Annotated in this window: 25 protein-coding genes and 2 pseudogenes; all 27 read right to left on the reverse strand. The window is 40.5% G+C overall.

Annotation, left to right across the window (positions count from 1 at the left end; translation table 11 throughout):
- Positions 1 to 95: 95 nt before the first annotated feature.
- Positions 96 to 602 carry a methylated-DNA--[protein]-cysteine S-methyltransferase gene (locus N8M66_RS02475; protein WP_261045408.1) on the reverse strand — a complete coding sequence of 169 codons (507 nt, stop codon included), beginning with the start codon at positions 600 to 602 and terminating at the stop codon, positions 96 to 98.
- A gap of 22 nt (positions 603 to 624) precedes the next feature.
- The gene (locus N8M66_RS02480; protein WP_261045410.1) at positions 625 to 1,533 is read right to left on the reverse strand and encodes a DNA-3-methyladenine glycosylase family protein; all 909 of its coding nucleotides are present in this window, start codon (positions 1,531 to 1,533) and stop codon (positions 625 to 627) included.
- A 204-nt stretch (positions 1,534 to 1,737) separates the two neighbouring features.
- Positions 1,738 to 2,682: pseudogene (locus N8M66_RS02485) on the reverse strand (IS30 family transposase).
- A gap of 76 nt (positions 2,683 to 2,758) precedes the next feature.
- Positions 2,759 to 3,229, reverse strand: coding sequence for an ECF transporter S component (locus N8M66_RS02490; RefSeq protein WP_261045411.1), 471 nt, complete (start codon positions 3,227 to 3,229; stop codon positions 2,759 to 2,761).
- Positions 3,207 to 3,980 carry a bifunctional hydroxymethylpyrimidine kinase/phosphomethylpyrimidine kinase gene (locus N8M66_RS02495; RefSeq protein ID WP_261045413.1) on the reverse strand — a complete coding sequence of 258 codons (774 nt, stop codon included), beginning with the start codon at positions 3,978 to 3,980 and terminating at the stop codon, positions 3,207 to 3,209. Before N8M66_RS02495 ends, N8M66_RS02490 begins: the two co-directional genes overlap by 23 nt.
- Positions 3,970 to 4,719, reverse strand: coding sequence for a tRNA pseudouridine(38-40) synthase TruA (gene truA / locus N8M66_RS02500; RefSeq protein WP_261045414.1), 750 nt, complete (start codon positions 4,717 to 4,719; stop codon positions 3,970 to 3,972). Before truA ends, N8M66_RS02495 begins: the two co-directional genes overlap by 11 nt.
- Before the next feature lie 98 nt (positions 4,720 to 4,817).
- Positions 4,818 to 5,969, reverse strand: a complete 1,152-nt coding sequence (locus N8M66_RS02505) for an MFS transporter (RefSeq protein ID WP_261045415.1) — start codon at positions 5,967 to 5,969, stop codon at positions 4,818 to 4,820.
- Positions 5,970 to 6,241: 272 nt separating this feature from the next.
- A complete protein-coding gene (locus N8M66_RS02510) occupies positions 6,242 to 6,871 on the reverse strand; it encodes a Pr6Pr family membrane protein (RefSeq protein ID WP_125447618.1) in 630 nt (209 codons plus the stop codon).
- 2 nt (positions 6,872 to 6,873) lie between these two features.
- Complete coding sequence (locus N8M66_RS02515; RefSeq protein ID WP_001061584.1) at positions 6,874 to 7,212, reverse strand: zinc ribbon domain-containing protein YjdM; 339 nt, start codon at positions 7,210 to 7,212, stop codon at positions 6,874 to 6,876.
- A 207-nt stretch (positions 7,213 to 7,419) separates the two neighbouring features.
- Positions 7,420 to 7,938: a Dps family protein gene (locus tag N8M66_RS02520; protein ID WP_061477804.1), complete on the reverse strand. Its 519-nt coding sequence runs from the start codon at positions 7,936 to 7,938 to the stop codon at positions 7,420 to 7,422.
- 159 nt (positions 7,939 to 8,097) lie between these two features.
- Positions 8,098 to 8,498, reverse strand: a pseudogene (locus N8M66_RS02525) (ATP-binding cassette domain-containing protein); the annotation flags it as partial.
- A 75-nt stretch (positions 8,499 to 8,573) separates the two neighbouring features.
- Complete coding sequence (gene tpiA / locus N8M66_RS02530) at positions 8,574 to 9,332, reverse strand: triose-phosphate isomerase (RefSeq protein ID WP_124787808.1); 759 nt, start codon at positions 9,330 to 9,332, stop codon at positions 8,574 to 8,576.
- Positions 9,333 to 9,429: 97 nt separating this feature from the next.
- Positions 9,430 to 10,107 carry a DnaD domain-containing protein gene (locus N8M66_RS02535; RefSeq protein WP_125416069.1) on the reverse strand — a complete coding sequence of 226 codons (678 nt, stop codon included), beginning with the start codon at positions 10,105 to 10,107 and terminating at the stop codon, positions 9,430 to 9,432.
- An 8-nt stretch (positions 10,108 to 10,115) separates the two neighbouring features.
- Positions 10,116 to 11,060, reverse strand: coding sequence for a homoserine O-acetyltransferase MetA (gene metA / locus N8M66_RS02540; protein ID WP_049492384.1), 945 nt, complete (start codon positions 11,058 to 11,060; stop codon positions 10,116 to 10,118).
- A gap of 288 nt (positions 11,061 to 11,348) precedes the next feature.
- Positions 11,349 to 11,861, reverse strand: a complete 513-nt coding sequence (locus tag N8M66_RS02545) for an adenine phosphoribosyltransferase (protein ID WP_001049318.1) — start codon at positions 11,859 to 11,861, stop codon at positions 11,349 to 11,351.
- An 85-nt stretch (positions 11,862 to 11,946) separates the two neighbouring features.
- The gene (locus N8M66_RS02550) at positions 11,947 to 12,705 is read right to left on the reverse strand and encodes a class I SAM-dependent methyltransferase (protein ID WP_261045417.1); all 759 of its coding nucleotides are present in this window, start codon (positions 12,703 to 12,705) and stop codon (positions 11,947 to 11,949) included.
- Between the two features lie 487 nt (positions 12,706 to 13,192).
- On the reverse strand, positions 13,193 to 13,882 hold the full coding sequence (rplA, locus tag N8M66_RS02555) for a 50S ribosomal protein L1 (protein WP_001085675.1): 690 nt from the start codon (positions 13,880 to 13,882) through the stop codon (positions 13,193 to 13,195).
- A gap of 97 nt (positions 13,883 to 13,979) precedes the next feature.
- Positions 13,980 to 14,405, reverse strand: coding sequence for a 50S ribosomal protein L11 (gene rplK, locus N8M66_RS02560; protein WP_001085807.1), 426 nt, complete (start codon positions 14,403 to 14,405; stop codon positions 13,980 to 13,982).
- Positions 14,406 to 14,527: 122 nt separating this feature from the next.
- Positions 14,528 to 15,244 (reverse strand): LD-carboxypeptidase LdcB/DacB, encoded by a 717-nt coding sequence (ldcB, locus tag N8M66_RS02565; protein WP_261045418.1) that lies wholly within the window; start codon positions 15,242 to 15,244, stop codon positions 14,528 to 14,530.
- Between the two features lie 2 nt (positions 15,245 to 15,246).
- Positions 15,247 to 15,717 carry an HIT family protein gene (locus tag N8M66_RS02570; RefSeq protein ID WP_261045419.1) on the reverse strand — a complete coding sequence of 157 codons (471 nt, stop codon included), beginning with the start codon at positions 15,715 to 15,717 and terminating at the stop codon, positions 15,247 to 15,249.
- Position 15,718: 1 nt separating this feature from the next.
- Complete coding sequence (locus N8M66_RS02575) at positions 15,719 to 16,756, reverse strand: M42 family metallopeptidase (RefSeq protein WP_261045421.1); 1,038 nt, start codon at positions 16,754 to 16,756, stop codon at positions 15,719 to 15,721.
- Positions 16,757 to 16,853: 97 nt separating this feature from the next.
- Positions 16,854 to 18,179, reverse strand: coding sequence for a branched-chain amino acid transport system II carrier protein (gene brnQ / locus N8M66_RS02580; protein ID WP_001074583.1), 1,326 nt, complete (start codon positions 18,177 to 18,179; stop codon positions 16,854 to 16,856).
- A 170-nt stretch (positions 18,180 to 18,349) separates the two neighbouring features.
- Positions 18,350 to 18,637, reverse strand: coding sequence for a rhodanese-like domain-containing protein (locus N8M66_RS02585; RefSeq protein ID WP_261045422.1), 288 nt, complete (start codon positions 18,635 to 18,637; stop codon positions 18,350 to 18,352).
- Entirely contained in the window at positions 18,634 to 19,224 is a 591-nt protein-coding gene (locus N8M66_RS02590) for a uracil-DNA glycosylase family protein (protein ID WP_261045424.1), read from the reverse strand. The genes N8M66_RS02585 and N8M66_RS02590 overlap by 4 nt, the downstream gene beginning before the upstream one ends.
- Before the next feature lie 53 nt (positions 19,225 to 19,277).
- Positions 19,278 to 20,678, reverse strand: coding sequence for a dipeptidase PepV (pepV, locus tag N8M66_RS02595; protein WP_261045425.1), 1,401 nt, complete (start codon positions 20,676 to 20,678; stop codon positions 19,278 to 19,280).
- Between the two features lie 12 nt (positions 20,679 to 20,690).
- A complete protein-coding gene (locus N8M66_RS02600) occupies positions 20,691 to 21,296 on the reverse strand; it encodes a nitroreductase family protein (RefSeq protein WP_261045427.1) in 606 nt (201 codons plus the stop codon).
- A 184-nt stretch (positions 21,297 to 21,480) separates the two neighbouring features.
- Positions 21,481 to 22,002 carry a hypothetical protein gene (locus tag N8M66_RS02605; protein ID WP_261045428.1) on the reverse strand — a complete coding sequence of 174 codons (522 nt, stop codon included), beginning with the start codon at positions 22,000 to 22,002 and terminating at the stop codon, positions 21,481 to 21,483.
- Positions 22,003 to 22,100: the final 98 nt, after the last annotated feature.

Here is a 22,100-nt window from a genome sequence, read left to right on the forward strand (position 1 = left end):
CTTTTCCTATTTTGATCACATCCATTTTACCATATTTAAAGTAAGTTAAAAAGCACCGAACGATGCTTTTTTAGCTTATCAATAGTTTAAAACAGTCAGCCTCTCGTTTTCTCCCCCGACTCTAGTTTCAACAAGAAGGCTTTTTTATCAAGTCCGCCAGCATAACCCGTCAGCTCGCCATCGCTACCAACGATCCGATGACAGGGAATTAAAATAGAAATAGGATTATGCCCAATTGCACCTCCGACTGCTCTTGCCGAACCAATCTTTCCATACTCGGCTTGTAATTCTCGTAGAATATCTGAATAGGTAGCCGTCTGACCATAGGGAATCTTCTGCAACACTGCCAGAACCTTGCTTCTGAACTCAGTCACTTGAGGAGCCAGTAGAATCTCATCTGTTGGGGGATTTTCCCCCTCAAAATAAGCATCTAGCCATGCAACAACGCGTTGGCTGACTTCTGTTTCCTCCTGCTGTGCTTGCTCCAAATCATAGCCTGCGCCATAATATTTCTGTCCTTCCAGCCATAGTCCCAACAGGGCACTTTCGTCCGTCATAATGAGAATACGGCCGATTGGGGATTTGTAATAAGTTTTGTACATTTCTTCTCCTTTTCGATGAAAATCAACTAATAAAGCAAACGCCAAATATAAAAAACTGCATATGAACACCATGTGCCCCACTCTTTTTTAACTTTAATAGCAATTCCTTAGACGGTTTCTTATCTAGACCAAGTATATAAGATATGCCATTCTGCAATCCAATGTCAGCCATCGGAAAAGCCGATTGTATACGAAAACATCGCATCATCACATAATGAGCCGTCCACGGACCGACACCGTAAAGTTTAAGCAACTCTTTTTCAATTTGCTCAGCTGTATCTAACTTTTGATAATAACTTCTTGAAATGGTCCCCTGATACAAGAGCATTGATATTGTTTGTAAATATTCTGCTTTTTTACGAGTCATTTGCAACTCCAATAACTCCTCAGCCACACTATTTGCAACCATCTCAGGCTTTGGATAAAGCCAGTAAGTTTCATGGTTATAGTGAAAAGCTTCGCCATATTTCTTGACAAAACGTTCTTTTAGGGTATAAGCATAAGCAAGATTTACCTGCTGTCCTAAAATTCCCCAAGTAATAGCCTCATAAAAATCTGGGACACCAATCAAACGAAGTCCGTAAAACTTCTGAACCAAAGGAGATAAAATATTATCTTCTTGTGCAAACTGATAAAAGTCATCTAACGACTGATCTAAATCCAACCAATCTCTGACAAAATTGCTAATAACTTTTCTAGCCTCAGCAGAAAAAATAGGCTGATTTTCCGCCTGGATACATATCTCTTGAACTTGCTCATTGCAAAAAATCGTACAAAGATAAAATTCATTTTCGACTTTAAACAAGCGCTTAATTCTGTCATTTGCAACTTGGTACATCACTTCCTTTTCCTCTCTTGATAAGTAGGAAATAATTTGTACCCAGTCAAAGATAGATGACGTTTCTAAATAGATTATATTTTTAGCTAACATATCTACACCTTTCTTTTAATTATTATACCATCATTTTGGAAGCGGAAATATAACAATCTGGCTTTCTCATCAGCAAAACAAAATCCCCGTATCTTTAACAGATGGGGGATGATCTCGTATTTAACTAGGTGACTTGGAGCTTTGCCACAATCCCATCTGGGTCTGTGACTTTTAGCTCTTGGGAGCTAATCCTAAATTATTAAATTAAGCTAGACTTTTCAAGTAACTCAGAAAAACTTGGTAGGGTGATTGATAATTCAATGATTTTCTAGGAATTCTATTTCTTTTATCAGCTATAGCTGATAAATAATTTTGAGAAATATTAGTAAAATCCATTTGTTTCGGTAATCCATTTCGTCTTAATAAGCCATTAGAATGTTCATTGAGATCTCGTTGACCAGGACATCCTGGATCCGCAAAGAAAATATCAATGTCATGTACATTCGAAATAGATTTCCAATTAGAAAATTCTTTCCCACAATCAAACGTTATCGACTTAAAGAGATGACTGGGAACTTGAGACAACCATTGATTGATGGAGGCCTCAATATCACTTGCTTTCCGTCCATTGGTTTTCAGTGTGATGATGGCTTTTGAGAGGCGTTCTACTAAGGTAATGACTGCACTTTTGTGTTTTTCTCCCACAATTGTATCCCCTTCTAGATGACCTAATTTCGACTCAAAATTAGGATAACTGTCTGCTCTCTCACGTAAATCACTGCGCAACGCTTGTTTTCCTCGTTTTTCGCTATGACCATTTGGTTTTCTTTTGCCTTTCCAGGGGAGGTTCTCTTTCTTGAAAATACCACGGTCTGCTAGTTGATAGAGAGTTCTCATAGAACAAGAAATCCTATCTGAATAAACTCCCTTAATGACATCAAGGCTCCAATTTTTTTCTAAATGAGTTTGAATAAAATCTTTTTCTGATTGCGTAAGACTGGTTTTATTCCTGCCACAGCGTTTCTTATTGATTTTATATCAGTTATAGCAATCATAAGCAGAGTGTCCCTCTTTCAGATAGTTGATGACATTGTAGATTGTCTGTTTTGATCTGCCAAGTGAAGTCACAATATCTGAAACTTTTATGTTTTCTTGATAGTAAGCCTCTATCATCACAAGCTCGTTTGTGGTAAGATGAGTATAGGTCATTTATGTTAGCTCCTTTCAGACAAATGTGGTGTTTATCTGAGCCTAACATAGATGGCTTTTTCTGTCTAGCTTAATTTTACAAATTGGGTTTTATCTTCTTAACACTCTGAAAAATTACAAACCCTACAATCATTCCCAAGGTATTTTGCAGGAAGTTTGGAAGGATTTCTGGCAAGGCTGCTGACCAGCCATTCATTAGGGTAGAACCTAGGGCATAGCCACTTACCATGACGATTGTAGCCAAGACAAGGCCTAGCCATTGCCATTTGCCTTTAAAGCCTGCAAAAAATCCCTGCAAGCCATGATTGATTAAGCTAAAGAACATCCACTGAGGGTAGCCTGATAAGAGGTCAATCAAGAAACCTGCTAGTCCTCCGACTACAGCACCTTCACGACTACCAAAGTAAAAGGCCGCAAAGAAGATACCCGCATCTAAAAGAGTTAAAATACCTGTCGGTGTTGGGATTTTTAGGAAATAACCTAGAACCACAGAAAGGGCGGTTAAGAGGGATACAAGGGCAATTTTAGTTGTTTTGGTTTGCTTCATATTGTCTTACTCCATATTGATCTGCTTGTGCAATAGCGCGATAAACGAAAGCCTTCGAGCTTTCTACTGCTGGTAAAAGTTCATCACCTTTAACCAAGTGACTGGCAATGCTTGAGGCAAAGGTACAACCTGCACCGGCATTTTGTCCTTGGATGACAGGATTTTCCAACACTGTAAAGGTCTGTCCATCATAAAAGACATCTACAGCCTTGTCCTGACTAAGTCGATTGCCTCCCTTGATAATGACTGCTGGCGCTCCTAATTCATGCAATTTCTGCGCTGCTGTTTTCATGTCTTCCAAGGTTTTGATCTCTTGACCAGACAATAATTCTGCTTCAGGAAGGTTAGGCGTAATCACACTGACATGAGGGAAAAAGCGAATCAACTCTTGGCAGAGTTCACTGACAGCTACGTCGTGCGTTTCCTTGCAGACCAAAACAGGATCCAATATCACAGGAATTTCTGGGCGCTGCTTGATAAAGTCCAGTGCCTTCTCAGCCACACTGACAGTTGGTAGAAGACCAATCTTAATTCCCCCAAATTCCACATCACGCAAACTATCCAATTCATGTTGAAAAATGGCATCGTCAGTTGGAAAGACTTCAAAGCCCTTTTCCGTCAAGGCTGTCAAACAAGTCACTGCTACAAAACCATGCAAGCCGTTCAAGGTATAGGTAGACAAATCCGCGGACAAACCACCACCACTAAAAATATCATTTCCAGAAAGTGCTAAAATACGATTATTCTTCATAACGAATCTCCTTTAAATACAAACCATTTGGTGCTGCAGTGGGACCTGCAAGTTGCCTGTCCTTTCTCTCCAGGATCAGGTCAATCTGCTCCACTGGCATACGATTATTTCCGATTTTGAGCAGTGTCCCCACCATATTGCGAATCTGCTTATACAAGAAACCATTTCCTGAAAAGGTAAAAGTCAAAAACTGGCCTGTCTCATCAACCCTAAGACTAGCTTCTGTAATGGTGCGAACCTTATCCTCCACATTAGTCCCAGAGGCTGTAAAACCTGTAAAATCATGTGTTCCCTCTAACTTTTTGATTGCCATCTGCATCCGTTCCACGTCAAGCTGATAGGGAAAGTGAGTAGCATAGTGACGGCGCATGGGATTTTTAGGACGACCCCTATCCACGATAAACTCATAGGTCTTGCTGTGCTTGGCATAACGGCAATGAAAATCATCCACCACGAGCTCAATCGAAATCACATCAATATCTTCAGGGGACTGGGTGTCCAAGGCAAAGCGAAGTTTTTCTTCATCCATTTGATAGGGCAAGTCAAAATGAATCACCTGTCCCAAAGCATGAACCCCACTATCAGTCCTACCAGCACCGTGAACAGTGATTGCTTTCCCTTTATTGAGTCTCGTCAAGGTTTTTTCAATTTCCTCCTGAACGCTCCGCGCATGGGTCTGGCGTTGAAAACCAGCAAAGGCGTAACCGTCATAGGAAATAGTTGCTTTGTATCTTGTCATAACTTCTATTTTATCAAGAAATTAGTCTGTAGACAAGGTTCTAAAATAAACACTGTATGGGTACAAAAATCCTAAAAAGAAAAACTTAGGAACCAATCCTAAGCTCTCTTTTGAAGTAGGTACATGACAAAGATAGAAGTTACAATCAACCAAACTCCCAAAATTGTAAAGACCAGCATCCCATTGTGAGTTAATAAGCCAATTGCACTTAGAACGAATGGTGTCGTAAAGGCTCCGAAACTACAGCCTAATACAGCAAATGAAGTTGCTTGATTGAGGAGTTTAGCTGGAATTCTTTCAGAGACAAGTTGAAAAACTGTCGTCAAGGCTACACTGTAGGCAAAACCAGCAAGAATGCTTCCTACCACTACCACCCACAAGGATGGAGAGAGGGCAATCACGATTTGCCCTAAGCCGAAGGTAATACCAGACCAGAGGAGCAGTTTCTCTTTAAAGATAGAAATCAAGAAAGAAAAACTCACACCAGCCACAATCCCGATCAACTGCATGACACTAAGGACAAAACTAGATAACTGGGCATCTCCAAGCCCTCTTTCCACCATCAAACTTGGAATACGGATGGTAATAGCTGTATTGGTACAAACTACAACTGCCGCTTCGATAGCTAGGATAAAAATCAAGCCTTTCATTTCCCGAGTTAAGCAACTTGCTTCCTTCGCTTTTTTCTTGACTTCTTTCTTTTCTTTTCCATAAGGGACAAAGAGCAAATAAAGGGTCAGCACCAAAAATCCAGCACTATAGGCTAGGAAGGTAGCTGTCCAACCAAAGGCCAATAACTGGCCGACTGCCAAGGTAATGACAGATGCCCCAACGACCTCTGCAGAACCGCGTAGCCCTAGCATCTGAATTCGCGTTTTTCCTTGATAGCGTTCACTGATAATAGAAATGGCCTTAGCATTGATCATCCCAACACCCAAACCAAAAAGAATCCGTGTTCCAAAGACAAAGGGATAGGCTTGATACCAAAAGGGTGCTGTTCCACTCAGTGATAAAATCAGCAATCCCAAACTAATCTGTAATCGCTCAGGAAATATTTTTTCTAAGAAACCATTTAGTAGTAACATAATCATGATTCCAAAGGAAGGCAAGCTCGCCAAGAGCTCAATTTGTTCCTTAGGATATCCTTGATAATAGTCAAACATAGCTGGCAGAGCACTCGAGATGGAAAAGGATGTAATCAAAACGAGGGAGAGAGCCAAAATACTGGCCCGTTCTAAAAATTGTTTCATGAAATCTCTTTCTATATTTTCTCTTAATATCTTTCTCTGTTGATAATTCTCAAGCAAGAAAAGAAGAAGCCTCTTTAGTGTACAGACTCCTTCTTAAACTCGAAAATGAATCCCTTGTGTCTTATACTCAATGAAAATCAAAGAGCAAACTAGGAAGCTAGCCGCAGGCTGCTCAAAGCACTGCTTTGAGGTTGTAGATGAAACTGACGAAGTCAGTCACATATATACCCTAAGGCGAAACTGACGTGGTTTGAAGAGATTTTCGAAGAGTATTAGGATGACTTTCTCTTGATTTGCTTAATAAAGTAGAATATAAATCCTGCCACCATATAGGCAACAAAGATAATCAGACACCACTTGAACACGACATCCCACCCCTTGTTCACATTCAAAAAGAAGTAAGGGAAGGGACTGACCTTAGAATTAGGAATGTCTAGTTTCAGTACCAAGCCATTAAAAAGAGCAAAAATCATATACAGCAAGGGTAAAATCGTCCACACAACTGGATCCCAGATTTTATATTGACCCTGTTTGTCAAAAAAGAGGGTATCTGCTAAAAACCAGAGGGGAACGATATAGTGGCAAAGGAAATTTTCCAGAGTATAGAAATTAGTCGCAATGGGCGCTAAAAGGAAATGGTAAATCACACAGGTAATCATGATACTCATGGTGACCCCACCTTTTAAGCGCAGGAGACTTGGCCTTTGCCAGTTTTCACCTAAACGGCTCATAACCTTTAGGAGATAGAGCGTAAAAATCGCTACTAAGAGGTTGGACAGAACCGTATAATAGAGAAGCATTCCAAATCCACCATGCTTGGCGATTTCAAGATAAACTCCCGTAAAAGCCGCTAGAAACAAGAAGATACGGCTATAAAATGTAAGTTTGTAGTTTTTTGACATGCTTAAATTTTCTTCACAAACTCTGATTTGAGTTTCATGGCACCGAAGCCATCAATCTTACAGTCGATATTGTGGTCACCTTCTACGATGCGGATATTTTTCACGCGCGTCCCTTGTTTCAAATCTTTTGGCGCACCTTTTACTTTCAAGTCCTTGATGAGGGTTACTGTATCACCGTCAGCCAATTTATTCCCGTTGGCATCGATAGCAACAAGGCCCTCTTCTACATCTGCAACTTCAGCAGGATTCCACTCATGAGCACACTCTGGGCAAACCAGTAGGGCACCATCTTCGTAGACATACTCTGAGTTACATTTTGGGCAATTTGGTAGGTTGTTCATAGTTTCTCCTTATAATCATTCACTATTCTTTGAAAATCAAAATTTCTCGAACAGCAACTATTATACCTTAAAATCAGCATTTTGACAAATGAGTCGCCGGAGGAGTAAAGAAAAAATCATGTAACTTTTTCTGCTACATGATTTTTAAAAGATAGTTTATCATGAGTAGTGATACAGAAACTCATGATAGAAAGGGGTGCATTTATATTATAAACCAGGTGCTTGTCCAAGTTCTGCTGCAAGCATCCAGATTGTTTTATCAGTTTCAGTTTTAGCATCTGCAAAGATACCGTTTGTCACATCGTCACCTTCTTCATCAGTGATATCCAAACCTTTTTGGAAGAGTTCTGACAAATAACGGTAGATAACAAGGACACGTTCCAAGCTTTCTTCAACATTACGGTATTCACCAGCTTCTTCTTCGATTTCACTGTTTTGAAGGAATTCTGTCAAAGTAGAGAATGGGCTTCCACCAAGTGTAATCAAGCGTTCGCTGATTTCATCTAATTGACCATCAAGAGCATCCATGTACTCATCCATTTTTGGATGCCATACAAGGAAACCACGACCACGCATGTACCAGTGTACTTGATGCAAAGCAACGTGGGCTACGTACAAATCAGCAACAGCTTGGTTCAAGACTTCCTTTGTTTTTGCCAATGCTACTGGTGCTGCTTTTGTTAATGATGTTACGTCTTTTACTGCTTCTTTTTTCAATTCTACCATTGTTTTTACCTCATTCATTATTTTTTGTAACCACTGCTTAATGATTACTACCTTAGTATACTACTAAAAAAAACCAATAGCAAGCCAAAAGACTCACATGAGAAAAGTTGCAATAGACTGATAATTTAAGAAAAGTTTGACATTATTTTATTAGCTGATTTAATCAGATTGGCTTGAAAATTGGCTTTGGTAAAGTTCATAATAAAAGCCTTTTGCTTGGAGTGAGCTTTCGTAATTTCCCTGCTCAATAATCTGTCCATCCTTAAGAACGAGAATCTTATTTGCTTCTTGAATGGTCGAAAGGCGAGGTGCAATGACAAAGCTGGTCCTTCCTTTCATCAATCGTTTCGTGATTTTTTGAATCAAGAGTTCCAAACGGGTATCAACAGAGGAAGTCGCTTCATCAAAAATAAGAATTTTAAAATTGGTTAGAGAGCACGCGCGATGGTCAAGAGTTGTTTTTGCCCGAGGGAAATATTACTTGACTATTGCTTCATCTCCATATTGTAACCACCAGGAATGGTTCGAATAAAATGGTCTACATTAGCCGCTTTAGTAGCAAAAAAGAAAGGACGATATTTGTCCTTTCTCGATTTTAGCTTTTCTTCAACCCAATAATGTTGATAAAGAGTCGATTATTTTACAAAGTCAAGCAATGCCAAGAAGCTTTCAGCTTCAAGTGACGCACCACCAACAAGGGCACCGTCAACGTCTGGACAAGCCATGTATGAAGCAACGTTCTCAGGTTTAACAGAACCACCGTATTGAACACGAACTTTATCCGCAACTTCTTTACCAAAGTCAGCAGCTACAACGTCACGAACAACTTTACACATTTTTTGTGCGTCATCTTGTGAAGCTGATTTACCAGTACCGATAGCCCAGATTGGCTCATAAGCGATAACTGAGGCAGCAACTTGTTCAGCAGTCAATCCAGCCAATGCAGCAGATACTTGAGCACCTACAAATTCAGCAGCTTTACCAGCTTCGTAAGTTTCAAGTGACTCACCACAACAGATGATTGGAAGCATACCGTTTGCAAAGATTGCTTTTGCTTTTTTGTTGATATCTTCGTCAGTTTCATGGAAGTAGTCACGGCGTTCTGAGTGACCGATAACAACGTAGTCAGTACCGATTTCTTTCAAAACTTGTGGGCTTGTTTCACCAGTGAAAGCACCTGCATTTTCAAAGTAGCAGTTTTGAGCAGCAACTTTAAGGTTTGAGCCTTTTGCAGCAGCAAGAACAGTTGTCAAATCAAGAGCTGGAACTGCGATACCTGCTTCAACAAGATCTGATGAAGGAAGTTTTGATGCAACTGCTTCAACGAATGCTTTAGCCTCTTCTGGATTTTTGTTCATTTTCCAGTTACCAGCGATAAATGGTTTACGTGACATTTCACATACCTCTTTTTTCAATTTATTTTCTACTTATTTTATCACAATTAGACACAGCTTGCAAATCTTACTCGGATTTCAAACCTGCTTACAAGGATTAATCCTTCCAGAGATCCATAGCATTTCTAAAATCTGCAGATACCTGTGTCAACTGAGGATTGCTTGCTTCTCTCTCTGCCCGTTTAGCCTCGATTTGAGCCACACTTTTGATACCTTCATGGCGCCAATTTCTCAAAATCGCCTGAATGTACTTCCAGTTTGGTTTGCCATTCAAAACCGCTTCACGAAGAGCTTCCTTAATCAAGTCAGCACTGGTTCCATCTTCCTTTAGTGTCTTGGTCAAATCCTCAATCTCAAAAGGAGTCAATAAGCGCCCTAACTCCTGCTGGAAAGTTTCCACCAAATCCTTAAGCTGGTTTTGGGGTGTCAGCTGGTCTGAACTTGAATGAACTGCTCCAAGCAGGTCATCCAAACGTTCTAATGCCAAACTAGCATCAAAAAGCAATTCGATTTCACCATTTAATTCGATGGTTCGATACTGAAGCAGTCCCCTCTCCGTCAGATTGGAAATGGCCTGATTGACATCCGAAATCTCCTTGCCAATCCTTTCAGCAATCTGGCTTGGCGACATTTCATCCAAGCCTGTCGTATTTTGCAAATAGAAAAATTGCCAGACCAGAAAATCGTCGCTGGAAGGAAAGAGTTCCTTAAAATGCAAGAGCAGGGCACTTGGTAAAACCAAGTTCCCTGATTTAAAAGCGTCTAAATATGTCATAATTCCTCTTATAAATACCCAAATGCAGATGCATCATCTTCTATTTTTCTCCAGTCAAAAGGCGTCTCCTGATAGACCGCATAATTCACCCAGTTACTGAAAAAGAGGGCTGCTGATGAAGACCAACAAAGACAAGGTGTCTGGTTGACATCATCATCCTTAAAGTAATTTTCTGGAATATGTGGGTCTAAACCTGCATCACGGTCCCTAAAATACTCTTTTGCCAAGGTATCACGGTCATATTCCAAATGCCCAAAACTATAAATTTCTCGCAAATCACGACTGGCCAAAATAGAAACTCCAACCTGAGGTCCTTCTGATAAAATTTCAAGATTGGTTTTGTTTAAGATTTCTTCCTTAGAAATCTCCGTGTGCCGAGAATGAGGGGATACATAGCTATCGTCAAAGCCTCTAAAGAGAAGATGACCTTCCTTTAAAGTATCCTGAGGATAAATACCTGATAACTTACTGTCCATCTGGTATTTTTCCACCCCATAGCGCAAATAAAGACCAGCCTGAGCCCCCCAACAGATATGAAGGGTCGAATAGACATGGGTCTTGGACCACTCGATTACCTGACTGAATTCCTCCCAATAGTCCACTTCCTCAAATGGTAAATGCTCAACTGGAGCACCTGTGATAATCATCCCATCAAAATACTCATCCTTGACTTCAGGAAAAGTTTTATAAAAGGTCTCCATGTGCTCTGAACGAGTTGTTTTAGAACGGTGACTCTCCATATAGAGAAAATCAATATCCAGTTGCAGGGGCGTATTAGCCAAGTGGCGCAACAATTGAGTCTCTGTGACCATTTTTTGTGGCATGAGATTTAAAATTAAAATCTTCAAGGGACGGATATCTTGGTGGGCCGCACGTTGATCATCCATGACAAAGATATTCTCTGTCCGTAAAATCTCAACAGCTGGCAATTTTTTATCAATTCGAATCGGCATAACCCTCTCCTAACTGTACTCTTTCAGGAATCATTGCATATGTTTGAAACTCTTCGAAAATCAAATTCAAACCGCGTCAACGTTGCCTTGCCGTACTCAAGTACAGCCTACGGCTAGTTTCCTAGTTTGCTCTTTGATTTTCATTGAGTATGAAACTAAATCTCAAACACTTAGTCCTTTTATTATACTGCAAGAAGATATAGTTTTCAATTATACTTTTTCTCTAACTAGCTATAGTCTATTTTTATATCCTAATGTAGAGAAAACAGCCCTAGGGACTGTTTTTCATTAATAATGCATCAGAACTTTGTAATCGTAGTCACCGATTTTTTCACGGCCGTTCAATTCATCCAATTCAACAAGGAAGGCACAACCTGCTACAACACCACCAAGTTTTTCAATCATCTCGATTGTTGCCTTAACAGTTCCACCTGTTGCCAAGAGGTCATCCACGATAAGAACACGTTGACCTGGCTTAATGGCGTCAGCATGCATAGTCAAGGTATCAACACCATACTCTTTTTCATAGTCAGCAGAAATAACTTCACGTGGCAATTTACCTGGCTTACGAACTGGTGCAAAACCAATTCCCAACTCAAAGGCAACTGGACAGCCCACGATAAAACCACGAGCCTCAGGTCCCACGATCATGTCAATTTTCTTGTCAGTAGCATACTGAACGATTTCACGAACAGCGTAGCTATAAGCATTCCCATCAGCCATCAAAGGACTAATATCACGGAAAGTAATACCTTCCTTCGGATAATTTTCAATTGTTGCAATGTAATCTTTTAAATTCATCTTTTTCTTTCTTTCAAAGTTTTTACTCTCTATTATAGCATATTTTTTAAGAAAGAAAAAAGGAAAAGTTAACTTCAATAATTATCTAACGATTTGACGATTTATAACTAGCCATCGCAATAAAGCCCAATTTCTGTTTATTCTTATCAAACATTTTATACATAGTTAAAAACTGCTTTCTATTCTCCTTTTTACAAGCATTTACACAAATTTTCAAAGTCCCTAGCCAACCTTCGTCATAAATCATACCCGATAATTTCATTAATGTCATTTCACCAGTCAATACTTTCACATCACAATAACCTGATTCTATCATCACCTCTTCCCAAGCATCTTGAGTTAAAGGACCTACATTTACATGAATTGCTTGTGACAATTCCTGTCTGATAGACTCTTTATCTTCCTTAAGAAGCACATCATGTGTCAAAAGAAGACCTTCAGGTTTTAAAACCCTTAGATACTCCATTACACATTTTTTCTTAGCTTGATCGGCTTGCATAGTCAGCATAGCTTCATTTATAACAATATCAAAACTAGCATCTTCATAAGGAAGTTTCATTGCATTTGCTCTTTCAAACCTGATCAAATGACCTACACCTGCCGTTTCAGCAGATTTTTTAGCCACTTCTAAAGCTTGTCCATCCATATCAACAGCAGTTATCTTACAACCAAAACGCTGTGCCAACTCAATTGCTGTAGTTCCCCTATTGCACGCAACTTCTAGTATTCTCTTTTCTTTTGAAAATCCTCCTTCCGCAATTAACCAATCTGTGGCACGTTTTCCACCTGGGCGTAAGCGTTTTTTCCCCAATTTTGCTAAAAACTTATGACCTGCTTCTGACATTTGAACACCTCTATTTTTTCTTCATTATAACATAAAATGATATTATCTGATAATTCTAATCTATTATTTGATAAACTAGAATCAAACGCATACAGTCTGCCATGACTATAGCATAAATCTATTAATCACCTCTCTAGTTCGAATTCAATGGCTCACGTAGTTTACGTATATAGGTTACGACTACATATTTGTACTTTAGAGTTGCTGGCCTCCTTATCCGTTATATACGCTTTACTATCACGTGCCTATTCGTATAGCCAAGATTTCTCTATCTCTTTCTCTGCCGATTCTTATTTCCAACGTCAGACTTAAACAGTCTATCCTAATGCCGTTCGATCAGCTACTCACAATAGTCAGGCTTGGGAATCACTTTTGGATTTACTAGTATATGGTACCCACAGAGGACTTACACCTCAGATGAACGGAATGCCCGTCGTACCTAAAAAAACGAGCACTTTCGCACTCGTTCTCTGATATAAACTACTGATTAAAGTGAGTTTACGTCAACTTTGATACCAACACCTTGAGTAGTTGTGATAGTCAAGTTTGTTACGTAAGTTCCTTTAGCTGTAGCTGGTTTTGCTTTTTGGATTGTTTCGTTGAAAGCTTTGAAGTTTTCAACCAATTTTTCAGCTTCAAATGATACTTTACCGATAATTGCTTGAACGTTACCTGCACGGTCAGCACGGTAAGTGATTTTACCACCTTTAGACTCTTCAACTGCTTTAGCAACATCCATAGTTACAGTACCAGTTTTAGGGTTTGGCATCAAGTTACGTGGTCCAAGGACACGTCCAAGACGTCCAACTAGAGCCATCATGTCAGGTGTAGCGATAACTACGTCGAAGTCCAACCAACCGTCGTTGATTTTAGCAACAAGGTCATCTTCACCAACAAAGTCTGCACCAGCAGCTTTTGCTTCTTCAGCTTTTGCACCACGTGCGAAAACAAGAACGCGTGAAGTTTTACCAGTACCGTTTGGCAATACCATTGCTCCACGGATTTGTTGGTCAGCTTTTTTAACGTCGATGTTCAAGTTGTAAGCAACTTCTACAGTTGCGTCAAATTTTGCAAAGTTAGTTTCTTTTGCAAGTGCTACAGCTTCTTCTACGCTGTATGCTTTTGTGCTGTCGATTTTCTCAAGAGCAGCACGAAGTTGTTTGCTTTTTTTAGCCATTTTCTATTCTCCTTGTAAGTGGTTCAATCGATTTTCATCTCCCACGTCACTTCTCGAAATGATGAAGTCTTGCGGGTTATATTGGGGGTGTTATTGATTAGTCAACAACAGTGAATCCCATAGAACGAGCAGTACCTTCGATCATACGCATTGCAGACTCTACGTTTGCTGCGTTCAAATCTGGCATCTTAGTTTCTGCAATTTCTTGTACTTGTGCACGAGTAACTGTAGCAACTTTAGTTTTGTTCGGTGTACCTGATCCTTTTTCAACACCTGCAGCTTTTTTCAAAAGAACAGCAGCTGGTGGTGTTTTAGTGATGAAAGTAAATGATTTATCTTCGTAAACTGAGATAACAACTGGAATGATCATACCAGCTTGGTCAGCTGTACGAGCGTTGAACTCTTTTGTGAATCCCATGATGTTGATACCAGCTTGACCAAGAGCAGGTCCAACCGGTGGAGCTGGTGTAGCTTTACCAGCAGGGATTTGCAATTTTACAAGTTTTTCGACTTTTTTAGCCATTTTTAAATCCTCCTTTGTGGTTTTGGCGGTAATTAGAGATTTTTACCTCCCACAAGTATGCTTTTCACATACCCATCTATTATACACTATTTATCTAGAATTGCAAGAGAAAAGTTTATTTTTTAATCGACGTAATCTCCGCCTTCAAAGCCGTAGTATTCTTCCAAACTGAGACCACTCTCAGCAATTTCTTTTGCTTCTTTTCCGACATAACGAAGGTGCCATTCTTCAGCCATATAACCGGTTTCTTTTTCCTTACCTTTGAGATAACGGACAACAAAGCCATAATCAGCCGCATGGTCCAAAAGCCATTGAGCCGCTTTTTCTTCTGTTACTAAATCACCATCAGTCCCAATAACATCAAAGGCCAAGCCAGTTTGGTGTTCACTGTAACCGGGACGAGCAGAGTAACGGTCAGCTGCTGCCTTCCCATCTTGGTTGACATAATCTTGGTAGAGCTTTGTCTGAGTTTCATAACTTCTAAAACCACTGTAATGGTCACTGATTGGGAAACCTGCCTCTTGCATAGCCTTTATGAGTTTGACCAACTCAGCCTTGGCTGTTGGATTTTCCCCTGGATTGTAGTCTTTCGACAATGGATAGTGTTTATTTGCTACGATGATTTCATCGTATTTCCCTTGGATACTGTAGTAGTCTCCTTTATTGACCACTTCTGCTTTTTTCTGGGTGGCTTCTTGAGACTTAATTCCGACTGTTCCATCAGCTTTGGCGGTTTGTTCTGTCTTAGCTGCGCCATCTTCAGTTTTTGCTTTTTCTTGTGAACAAGCTGCTAGACTCAAGGCTAGCAAGGCTGTCAAGACTAGGTATCTTTTTTTCATTTCTACTCCTTTATTTCTAATAATTTATCTACTTCTAACGATAATCGTTTGACTAATCTTTTAATCTCATTCGGTTTTACTTGGCAGGTTTCTGCTGTCATTTCTTCAAAGGGAACCCACCAAACTGGACCACGACCTTTAAGACCGTGGCCGTTCATATCACCTGTTCGTCTAGGAAACAGATGCCAATGAAGATGGGCATCGCCATTTCCTAGCAGTTCGATATTCATTTTCTCAGCAGCAAAGGCTTTAGCAACTGCCTCTTGGACTAAACTCATTTCCTCTAGAAAACGGATTCTAGTGTCCTTCTCTAAATGATGCAATTCGGTGACATGTTCCTTGGCTAGAAAAAGACTATAGCCTGCAAAATACTGGTGGTCTCCAATCACAAGATAGCCTGTTTCCAACTCTTTAACAAAATAGGGGTTTTCCCCAGCTTTGATGAGGTAAATTCTCTGGCAAATAAGGCACATATTAGTCTACCAATGTGCTCTTAAGATAAGCATCAACCATACGTTCTGTTGCGACCACCGAGTCAATATGAGTACGCTCATAAGAATGGCTAGACTCGATACCCGCTCCAAGAAGGGCATGTTTGACTTCTGCCCCTGCAGACATGGCTGCTGAAGCGTCCGACCCATAAAATGGATAGATATCCAGCTTAAATGGAATATCTTGTTCTTTAGCCAAAGCAACCAAATGTTGACGGAAATCATAGTGATAAGGTCCTGAAGCATCCTTGACACAGATAGACACTGTATATTCGTCTGTCTGCTGGTCATCGCCCATGGCTCCCATATCCACAGCCAGATATTCTACTACCTGAGCAGGAATATTAGAGTTAGCACCGTGTCCCACTTCTTCAAAGACTGAAAAAGCAAAATGAGTTGTTACAGGTAATTCAATCTTCTCTTCTTTACAAATACGAAGCAGGTTAAGCAAAATCGCTGCGCTGACCTTGTCATCCAAATGGCGAGACTTGATAAAACCTGTCTCTGTCACGACAGTTCGTGGGTCAAAACTGATAAAGTCACCAATCTCAATCCCCAAGGCACGAGTTTCTTTTTCATTTGTTACTTTGGCGTCCAAACGCACTTCCATATTGTCTTGCGTGCGTTCTGCAGTTCCTGCATCCTTATAGACATGGCAAGAAGTTTGGTGGATGAGGATGGTTCCTGATACTTTTTCCCCTGTGCTAGCCACATGAACGGTACAGTTTTCTCCTTCAATCATGTTCCAAGGAAAACCACCGATACGGTCCATTTTGAGACGACCGTCTGGTTTGACAGCACGGACAATAGCACCCAGCGTATCCACATGGGCAGTCACATAGCGTTGTTGCTCATCATTTTGACCTTTGATGGTCACATTGACACCGCCCTTAGCTGTACGAACTGGCTGGTAACCAAAATCTTCTAGAGTCTTGACTAAATAGTCCGAAATCTCACGAGTGAAACCCGTTGGCGACGCAATAGCTGTCAGTTCTTTGATATATTCTACTGTTTGATTCATTTCTTCACCTCTTTTGCTACCTATTATAACACATTTATCATCGGATAAAAAAAGAAAATCACTCCTGTAGACTTGGCTACAAAAGTGATTTTAATGATTATTCCATTTCAAAAACATCGCTTTCTTGCTTGTTTGGTAAAACCAATGAGAGCAAGATTCCGACAATAGCTGGCACCAACCATGGGAGAGATGCCTTGGCAAAAGGAAGAGCGTTGACAAGGTTTGCAAGAAACTCAACCTTAAACGAGCTTCCTAGTACGCTTGCAATAGCAATAGCTGTAACCACAGCAATTGTCAACTGCATACCCGGTTTTGAAAGGGCAACAAATTTGTTGACAATGACAATCATAACGATGGCAATCGTGATTGGGTACAAGATAACCAGTACTGGAATGGAGTACTTGATAATCGCATCAAGACCCAAATTGGCAATGGCAAATCCAATCAAGGTAAAGGCTGTCGCATAAACCTTATAGCTGATTTGTGGGAAACGTTCATTAAAGAACTCAGCTGTAGACACAATCAAACCAACAGTTGTTGTGAAGCAGGTTACGGTCACCATAGCTGCAAGGAAGAGTTGAGCTGTTGAGCCAAAGATTTCTTGAGTAGCTTGTGACAAGATGTAAACACCTGGTGTTCCACCCTTCATCGCTTCAGCAGGTACTGGGAAATGATTTCCAAGGAAACCTAAACCGATGTAAAGAGCGCTGAAGGCAAGGGCAACAACGATACCAACCACCCAAATAGTCGAAATGTATTCTTTCTTACTTGAAAATCCAAGTTGTTTCAAGGTTTGAACTGCAATCACACTAAAGGCAACTGAGGCAAGGGCGTCCAAGGTATTATATCCTTCTAGGAAACCTGTCCCAAAAGCAGAAGCTTGATAAGCAGCTGAAGCAGCTTGAGGACTTGTTCCACCGTATTTAATAGCTCCTAAAACAACCAAGATAACAATCAAGATTGCAAAGACTGGTGTTAAAATACGGCCGATACGGTCCAAGATTTTTGATGGATTAAGCGAGATTAAATACGCTGCCGCAAAGTACAGAACTGTAAAGACAATCAAGCCAAGTCCTTTATTTGCATCCGACAAAAGGGGGCTAATCCCTACTTCGTAAGCTGTTGTAGCTGTACGTGGGATAGCAAAGAATGGACCGATTGACAAGTAAAGAACTGAGAGGTAAAGAGTCGCAAACCAAGGCGCTATCTTTGTTGAAATCTCGTAGATATATCCTTTAGGATTTAGCGTTCCAATAATAAGGGTCAAGACGGCGATACCGACACCTGAAAAGACAAAACCTGCGATGGCAGGAAGAAAATGTTCTCCAGATAGAGCACCTAGAGAAGGCGGAAAAATCAAGTTCCCCGCACCAAAAAATATTCCAAACAGGAGTAAACCTGTTAAGGCACCTTTTTTAGCCATGAAAATCTCCTTCATATTTATAAAATACTGACCTAGTATATCATGAATAGGAGTATGAAAAAAGCTTCACGAAGTAAATATTGAATGTTTTCAAGATTCTTAAAAATGAGAATTATCTAAAAATAAAATCCCCTACCCAGTCCACACCAAGTAGGAGAAAATTCTACTGTTTAAAGTTCTTCAAAGGCCATCATGCCACCTTGTACATTGATAACCTCATAACCTTGTTCTGATAAGAATTGGCAAGCACGCGCTGATCTAATTCCAGATTTACAAATAACATAATGTAACTGATCCTTGTCCAATTGATCATAGATATCGGCTAATTGACTCAGAGGAAGATTCTGGGCACCGTCTAAATGAAGAGCTTCAAACTCATCCACTTCTCTCACGTCCACTAGAGAAAGTTGATCGTTTTGGTAAAGCTGGTAAAATGCGCCAAAGGAGATTTCTTTCATTCTTTTTCTCCTAAAATGGTTTTAATTCTTTTTTTCAAATCCGGCACCACTTCTGACTCAAACCAAGGATTTTTGGCCATCCAGATTTGATTTCGCGGTGAGGGGTGAACTAGTGGAAAATAGGTTGGCAAGTAGTTCTGGTAATGTTTTACCCGTTCTGTCACCTTGCCACTGATTTTTTCCTTTAAATAGTAGGCCTGGGCATATTGGCCAATCAAGAGGGTCAATCGAATATCTGGTAATTCTTGCAAGAGCTGTGGATGCCATTTTTCAGCAAAGCCGGTTCTCGGTGGCAAATTACCTGACTTGCCATTCCCTGGAAAGTAGAAATCCATAGGCAGAACAGCAAAATAACCTGAATTGTAAAAGGTATCTTCATCCACACCTAACCAGTCCCGCAAGCGGTCACCACTTTTATCTTTCCAATAAAGCCCTGCTTTTTGGGTTTTAAGCCCCGGTGCCTGACCGATGATATTGATGCGAGCAGTCTTTGGCGCTGCAAAGAGAGGCTCAATACCACGCTCTGTATAGCTGGCATTCTGCGGATCTAACATAATAGCCTGCTTGATTCTTTCAATTTGAGACATCTACTTTCCCTCCAAAAAGAAGTCCAAGCATACCATCTCAGACTTCTATCGTTTTATTTGATCAATTCGTAAATAGCTTCGGCATAGATTGCTGCAGCTCGGAAGAGATCGTCCAAGGCGATAAATTCATTAGCTTGGTGCATGGTATCAATTGAGTCTGGGAACATGGCACCATAGGCAACTCCGCGTTCGAGCAAGCGACCAAAGGTTCCACCACCGATGACTTGCTCATGACCTTTAAGACCAGTTTGTTTTTCATAAACATTCAACAAGGTTTGGACAAGTGGATCTTCCATTGGAACATAGTGAGGGGTGTGACCGTGCTCAGAAAGGCTAACAGAAGCAACTGGCAAGTTTTCAAGGATTGACTTGATTTGTTCTGGACTTGTTCCTTTTGGATAGCGGATGTTGAGGGCAATGGTATTGTCAGTGCTTGCTTCATCGAAGCGGAAGACACCAGCATTCATAGAAAGGGCACCCATCTTTTCATCCACATGGGCAATCTTGAGATTTTCACCCTCATGGTCGTTCAAGAGAATTTTACCAGCGATGTCAAGGTAGTCTTTTGCTGGTCCTGCAAAGTCAAACTGGCTGAGGAAAAGGGCAAGATAAGTCGCACCATTAATACCTGAAGCAGGCATAGCACCATGGGCTGATTTACCAATAATCGTCACCTTGTATTGGCCAGCTTCTTCTTGGAGTTCTCCTCTAAGTTTGTGTTCTGCAACAAAGGCATCTAGTTTAGCTTGCAAGTCAACCAAGTCACCTGAAATAACTGCTGTTGCTGATTCAGGTACCATATTTTCACGCAATCCACCTGTGAAGCTGTGAAGACGAGTAGCACCAGCATTTTCACCTGCAAAGTGGAGGTATTCAGTAATATTTCCTTTTTCACCATTGATGATTGGGAATTCAGCGTCAGGAGAGAAACCAAAGTCTGGTTTCGCAAGTCCTACGTGCTCGAAGTAGTAGTCCATGTCTGCCCAGCCTGATTCTTCGTCTGTTCCGACGATGAAACGAACCTTCTTAGAAATTGGAAGGCCCAATTCTTTGATGATTTTCAAACCATAGTAGCAAGCTGTTGTAGGTCCCTTGTCGTCCGAAGCTCCACGCGCATAAAGGCGACCGTCTTTGATAGTTGGTGTGTAAGGATCTGTGTCCCAACCGCTACCAGCTGGCACCACGTCCATGTGGGCAAAGATTCCGAGAACTTCTTCTCCTTCTCCAAACTCGAAATGTCCTGCGTAGTTATCGACATTCTTAGTTGGGTAGCCATCACGGTCTGCGATTTCAAGGAATTTTTCCAAGGCTTTTACTGGACCAGGTCCAAATGGATGTTCAGCATCAGCCTTGTTGTCATCACGTTCTGAGTTGATTTCCAAAAGGCTAAACAAGTCAGCCAAGAGGTCTTCTTTGCGTTTTTCTACTTCTGCTGTAAAATCAATTGCTGTCATTTTTTCTTCTTTCTATCTTTTCTCGATGATTTCATCTACTGGCAAGCGGTAGCTTGGTTCCAATTTTTCGTCTGTATAACCTACTGTGATCAAGAGTTCTGGGCGGAAACGGTCTTCGATGTCCAAAACTTTATTGACTTTTGATTTGTCAAATCCAAGGATAAGATTTGATCCGATTCCTTGGTCTGTAAGAGCGAGAACCAAGTTCATAGCAACCAAACCTGCATTGAGGGCTAGGTAGTCGCTGACTTGTTGTTCATTGTAGCGTGCAAATTCAGCTGGCAAATTTTTCATGAAGTATTGAAGTTGTTCTTCTGAGAAATTGTTAGCACCACCAACTCGGGCAATCTTACGAGCACGTTTAGCCAAATCTGTGTCTGTAAACAAGGCAATAGTTACAGGCGCTGATGATACCTGTTCAAAGTTTGAACCGTAAGCCAATTTTGCTAGTTCGACATTTTTCTCCCGAACGACCACAAATTTCCAAGGCTGGCTGTTGTGGGCGCTTGGCGCCAAGGTTGCAATTTCGATAGCCGTACGCACATCTTTTGGATCAACTGGCTTATCAGTGAAATGCTTAGTCGCATGACGTTTTTTATTTAATTCAAGAAATTTCATAATCGATTTCCTTTTCTAATTCTACTGCTTCCATTCTACCATATTTTGAAAGAGCTTGCAGAGATTTTTCATAGAGTTAATACTTCTTTCAAACACTCTGCTATTTATTCTAAGCTATTTAAGTAGGTATTCTTTGGATTTAAAGCAATCAAAAAGCAGGCGATCGAACACCTACTATCTTATACTATTGACCAGATGCATAGGGAGCAAGTGCTTTATAAGCCGACTCCAGCGCTTTCTTCATTGTGTCACGTCCAGTTTTCAACTGTTGAACAAATAGAGTACGAGTTTGTTCAGGCACTACTGTATCATCAGAACCAATACTTGAAAGACTTTCGTTAAATGACTCTCTTACAGTCTCCATAGACTTAATCGCTGGTTCAACTTGGGCGTTATATGCTTCTTTTCCACTATCTGGAATTTTCTCCCCAATTTCAACTGCATACTTTTTATAATTGTCGACTAATTTGCCAAAGACGTTCTTCACTTCTCCAACAGTTTTAGCATTCTCAATTTCTTCATCAGTGATCAAAACAACCTCATTATTTTCTGTCTTTGAACTTGACGTTGTTGATGAGGTCTCTGAAGAAGTTTTCTCTACAGAGCTTGAATTTTTAGTCGAAGAATCAGACGTTGTTTTCCCTGCACATGCTACTAAAACAAAAACAGATAAAAGAGCCATACTGGCTGTAATAATTTTCTTCATAATGTTCTCCTTTTTATTAAGCCCATTCTATAACAAAATAATTTCAATGTCAAATTTTAGCTAAGCCACCTTTTCTTCCTTATCATCTGACTCTTTTC

Source organism: Streptococcus mitis, assembly GCF_946188585.1.
GTDB classification, from domain to species: Bacteria; Bacillota; Bacilli; order Lactobacillales; family Streptococcaceae; genus Streptococcus; species Streptococcus mitis_DG.

Coding starts and splice junctions, on each gene's coding strand:
- N8M66_RS02510 (WP_125447618.1), bottom strand. CDS start 6,871: ATGTCAAAAAACTACAAACTTACATTTTATAGCCGTATCTTCTTGTTT.
- N8M66_RS02480 (WP_261045410.1), bottom strand. CDS start 1,533: ATGTTAGCTAAAAATATAATCTATTTAGAAACGTCATCTATCTTTGAC.
- metA (WP_049492384.1), bottom strand. CDS start 11,060: ATGCCGATTCGAATTGATAAAAAATTGCCAGCTGTTGAGATTTTACGG.
- N8M66_RS02590 (WP_261045424.1), bottom strand. CDS start 19,224: ATGTCTCAAATTGAAAGAATCAAGCAGGCTATTATGTTAGATCCGCAG.
- N8M66_RS02545 (WP_001049318.1), bottom strand. CDS start 11,861: ATGAATTTAAAAGATTACATTGCAACAATTGAAAATTATCCGAAGGAA.
- N8M66_RS02585 (WP_261045422.1), bottom strand. CDS start 18,637: ATGAAAGAAATCTCCTTTGGCGCATTTTACCAGCTTTACCAAAACGAT.
- pepV (WP_261045425.1), bottom strand. CDS start 20,678: ATGACAGCAATTGATTTTACAGCAGAAGTAGAAAAACGCAAAGAAGAC.
- brnQ (WP_001074583.1), bottom strand. CDS start 18,179: ATGGCTAAAAAAGGTGCCTTAACAGGTTTACTCCTGTTTGGAATATTT.
- N8M66_RS02475 (WP_261045408.1), bottom strand. CDS start 602: ATGTACAAAACTTATTACAAATCCCCAATCGGCCGTATTCTCATTATG.
- N8M66_RS02495 (WP_261045413.1), bottom strand. CDS start 3,980: ATGAAGAATAATCGTATTTTAGCACTTTCTGGAAATGATATTTTTAGT.
- N8M66_RS02600 (WP_261045427.1), bottom strand. CDS start 21,296: ATGAAATTTCTTGAATTAAATAAAAAACGTCATGCGACTAAGCATTTC.
- tpiA (WP_124787808.1), bottom strand. CDS start 9,332: ATGTCACGTAAACCATTTATCGCTGGTAACTGGAAAATGAACAAAAAT.
- ldcB (WP_261045418.1), bottom strand. CDS start 15,244: ATGAAAAAAAGATACCTAGTCTTGACAGCCTTGCTAGCCTTGAGTCTA.
- rplA (WP_001085675.1), bottom strand. CDS start 13,882: ATGGCTAAAAAAAGCAAACAACTTCGTGCTGCTCTTGAGAAAATCGAC.
- N8M66_RS02605 (WP_261045428.1), bottom strand. CDS start 22,002: ATGAAGAAAATTATTACAGCCAGTATGGCTCTTTTATCTGTTTTTGTT.
- N8M66_RS02520 (WP_061477804.1), bottom strand. CDS start 7,938: ATGGTAGAATTGAAAAAAGAAGCAGTAAAAGACGTAACATCATTAACA.
- N8M66_RS02515 (WP_001061584.1), bottom strand. CDS start 7,212: ATGAACAACCTACCAAATTGCCCAAAATGTAACTCAGAGTATGTCTAC.
- N8M66_RS02575 (WP_261045421.1), bottom strand. CDS start 16,756: ATGAATCAAACAGTAGAATATATCAAAGAACTGACAGCTATTGCGTCG.
- N8M66_RS02570 (WP_261045419.1), bottom strand. CDS start 15,717: ATGTGCCTTATTTGCCAGAGAATTTACCTCATCAAAGCTGGGGAAAAC.
- rplK (WP_001085807.1), bottom strand. CDS start 14,405: ATGGCTAAAAAAGTCGAAAAACTTGTAAAATTGCAAATCCCTGCTGGT.
- N8M66_RS02490 (WP_261045411.1), bottom strand. CDS start 3,229: ATGAAGCAAACCAAAACAACTAAAATTGCCCTTGTATCCCTCTTAACC.
- N8M66_RS02550 (WP_261045417.1), bottom strand. CDS start 12,705: ATGTCAGAAGCAGGTCATAAGTTTTTAGCAAAATTGGGGAAAAAACGC.
- N8M66_RS02535 (WP_125416069.1), bottom strand. CDS start 10,107: ATGACATATTTAGACGCTTTTAAATCAGGGAACTTGGTTTTACCAAGT.
- truA (WP_261045414.1), bottom strand. CDS start 4,719: ATGACAAGATACAAAGCAACTATTTCCTATGACGGTTACGCCTTTGCT.
- N8M66_RS02505 (WP_261045415.1), bottom strand. CDS start 5,969: ATGAAACAATTTTTAGAACGGGCCAGTATTTTGGCTCTCTCCCTCGTT.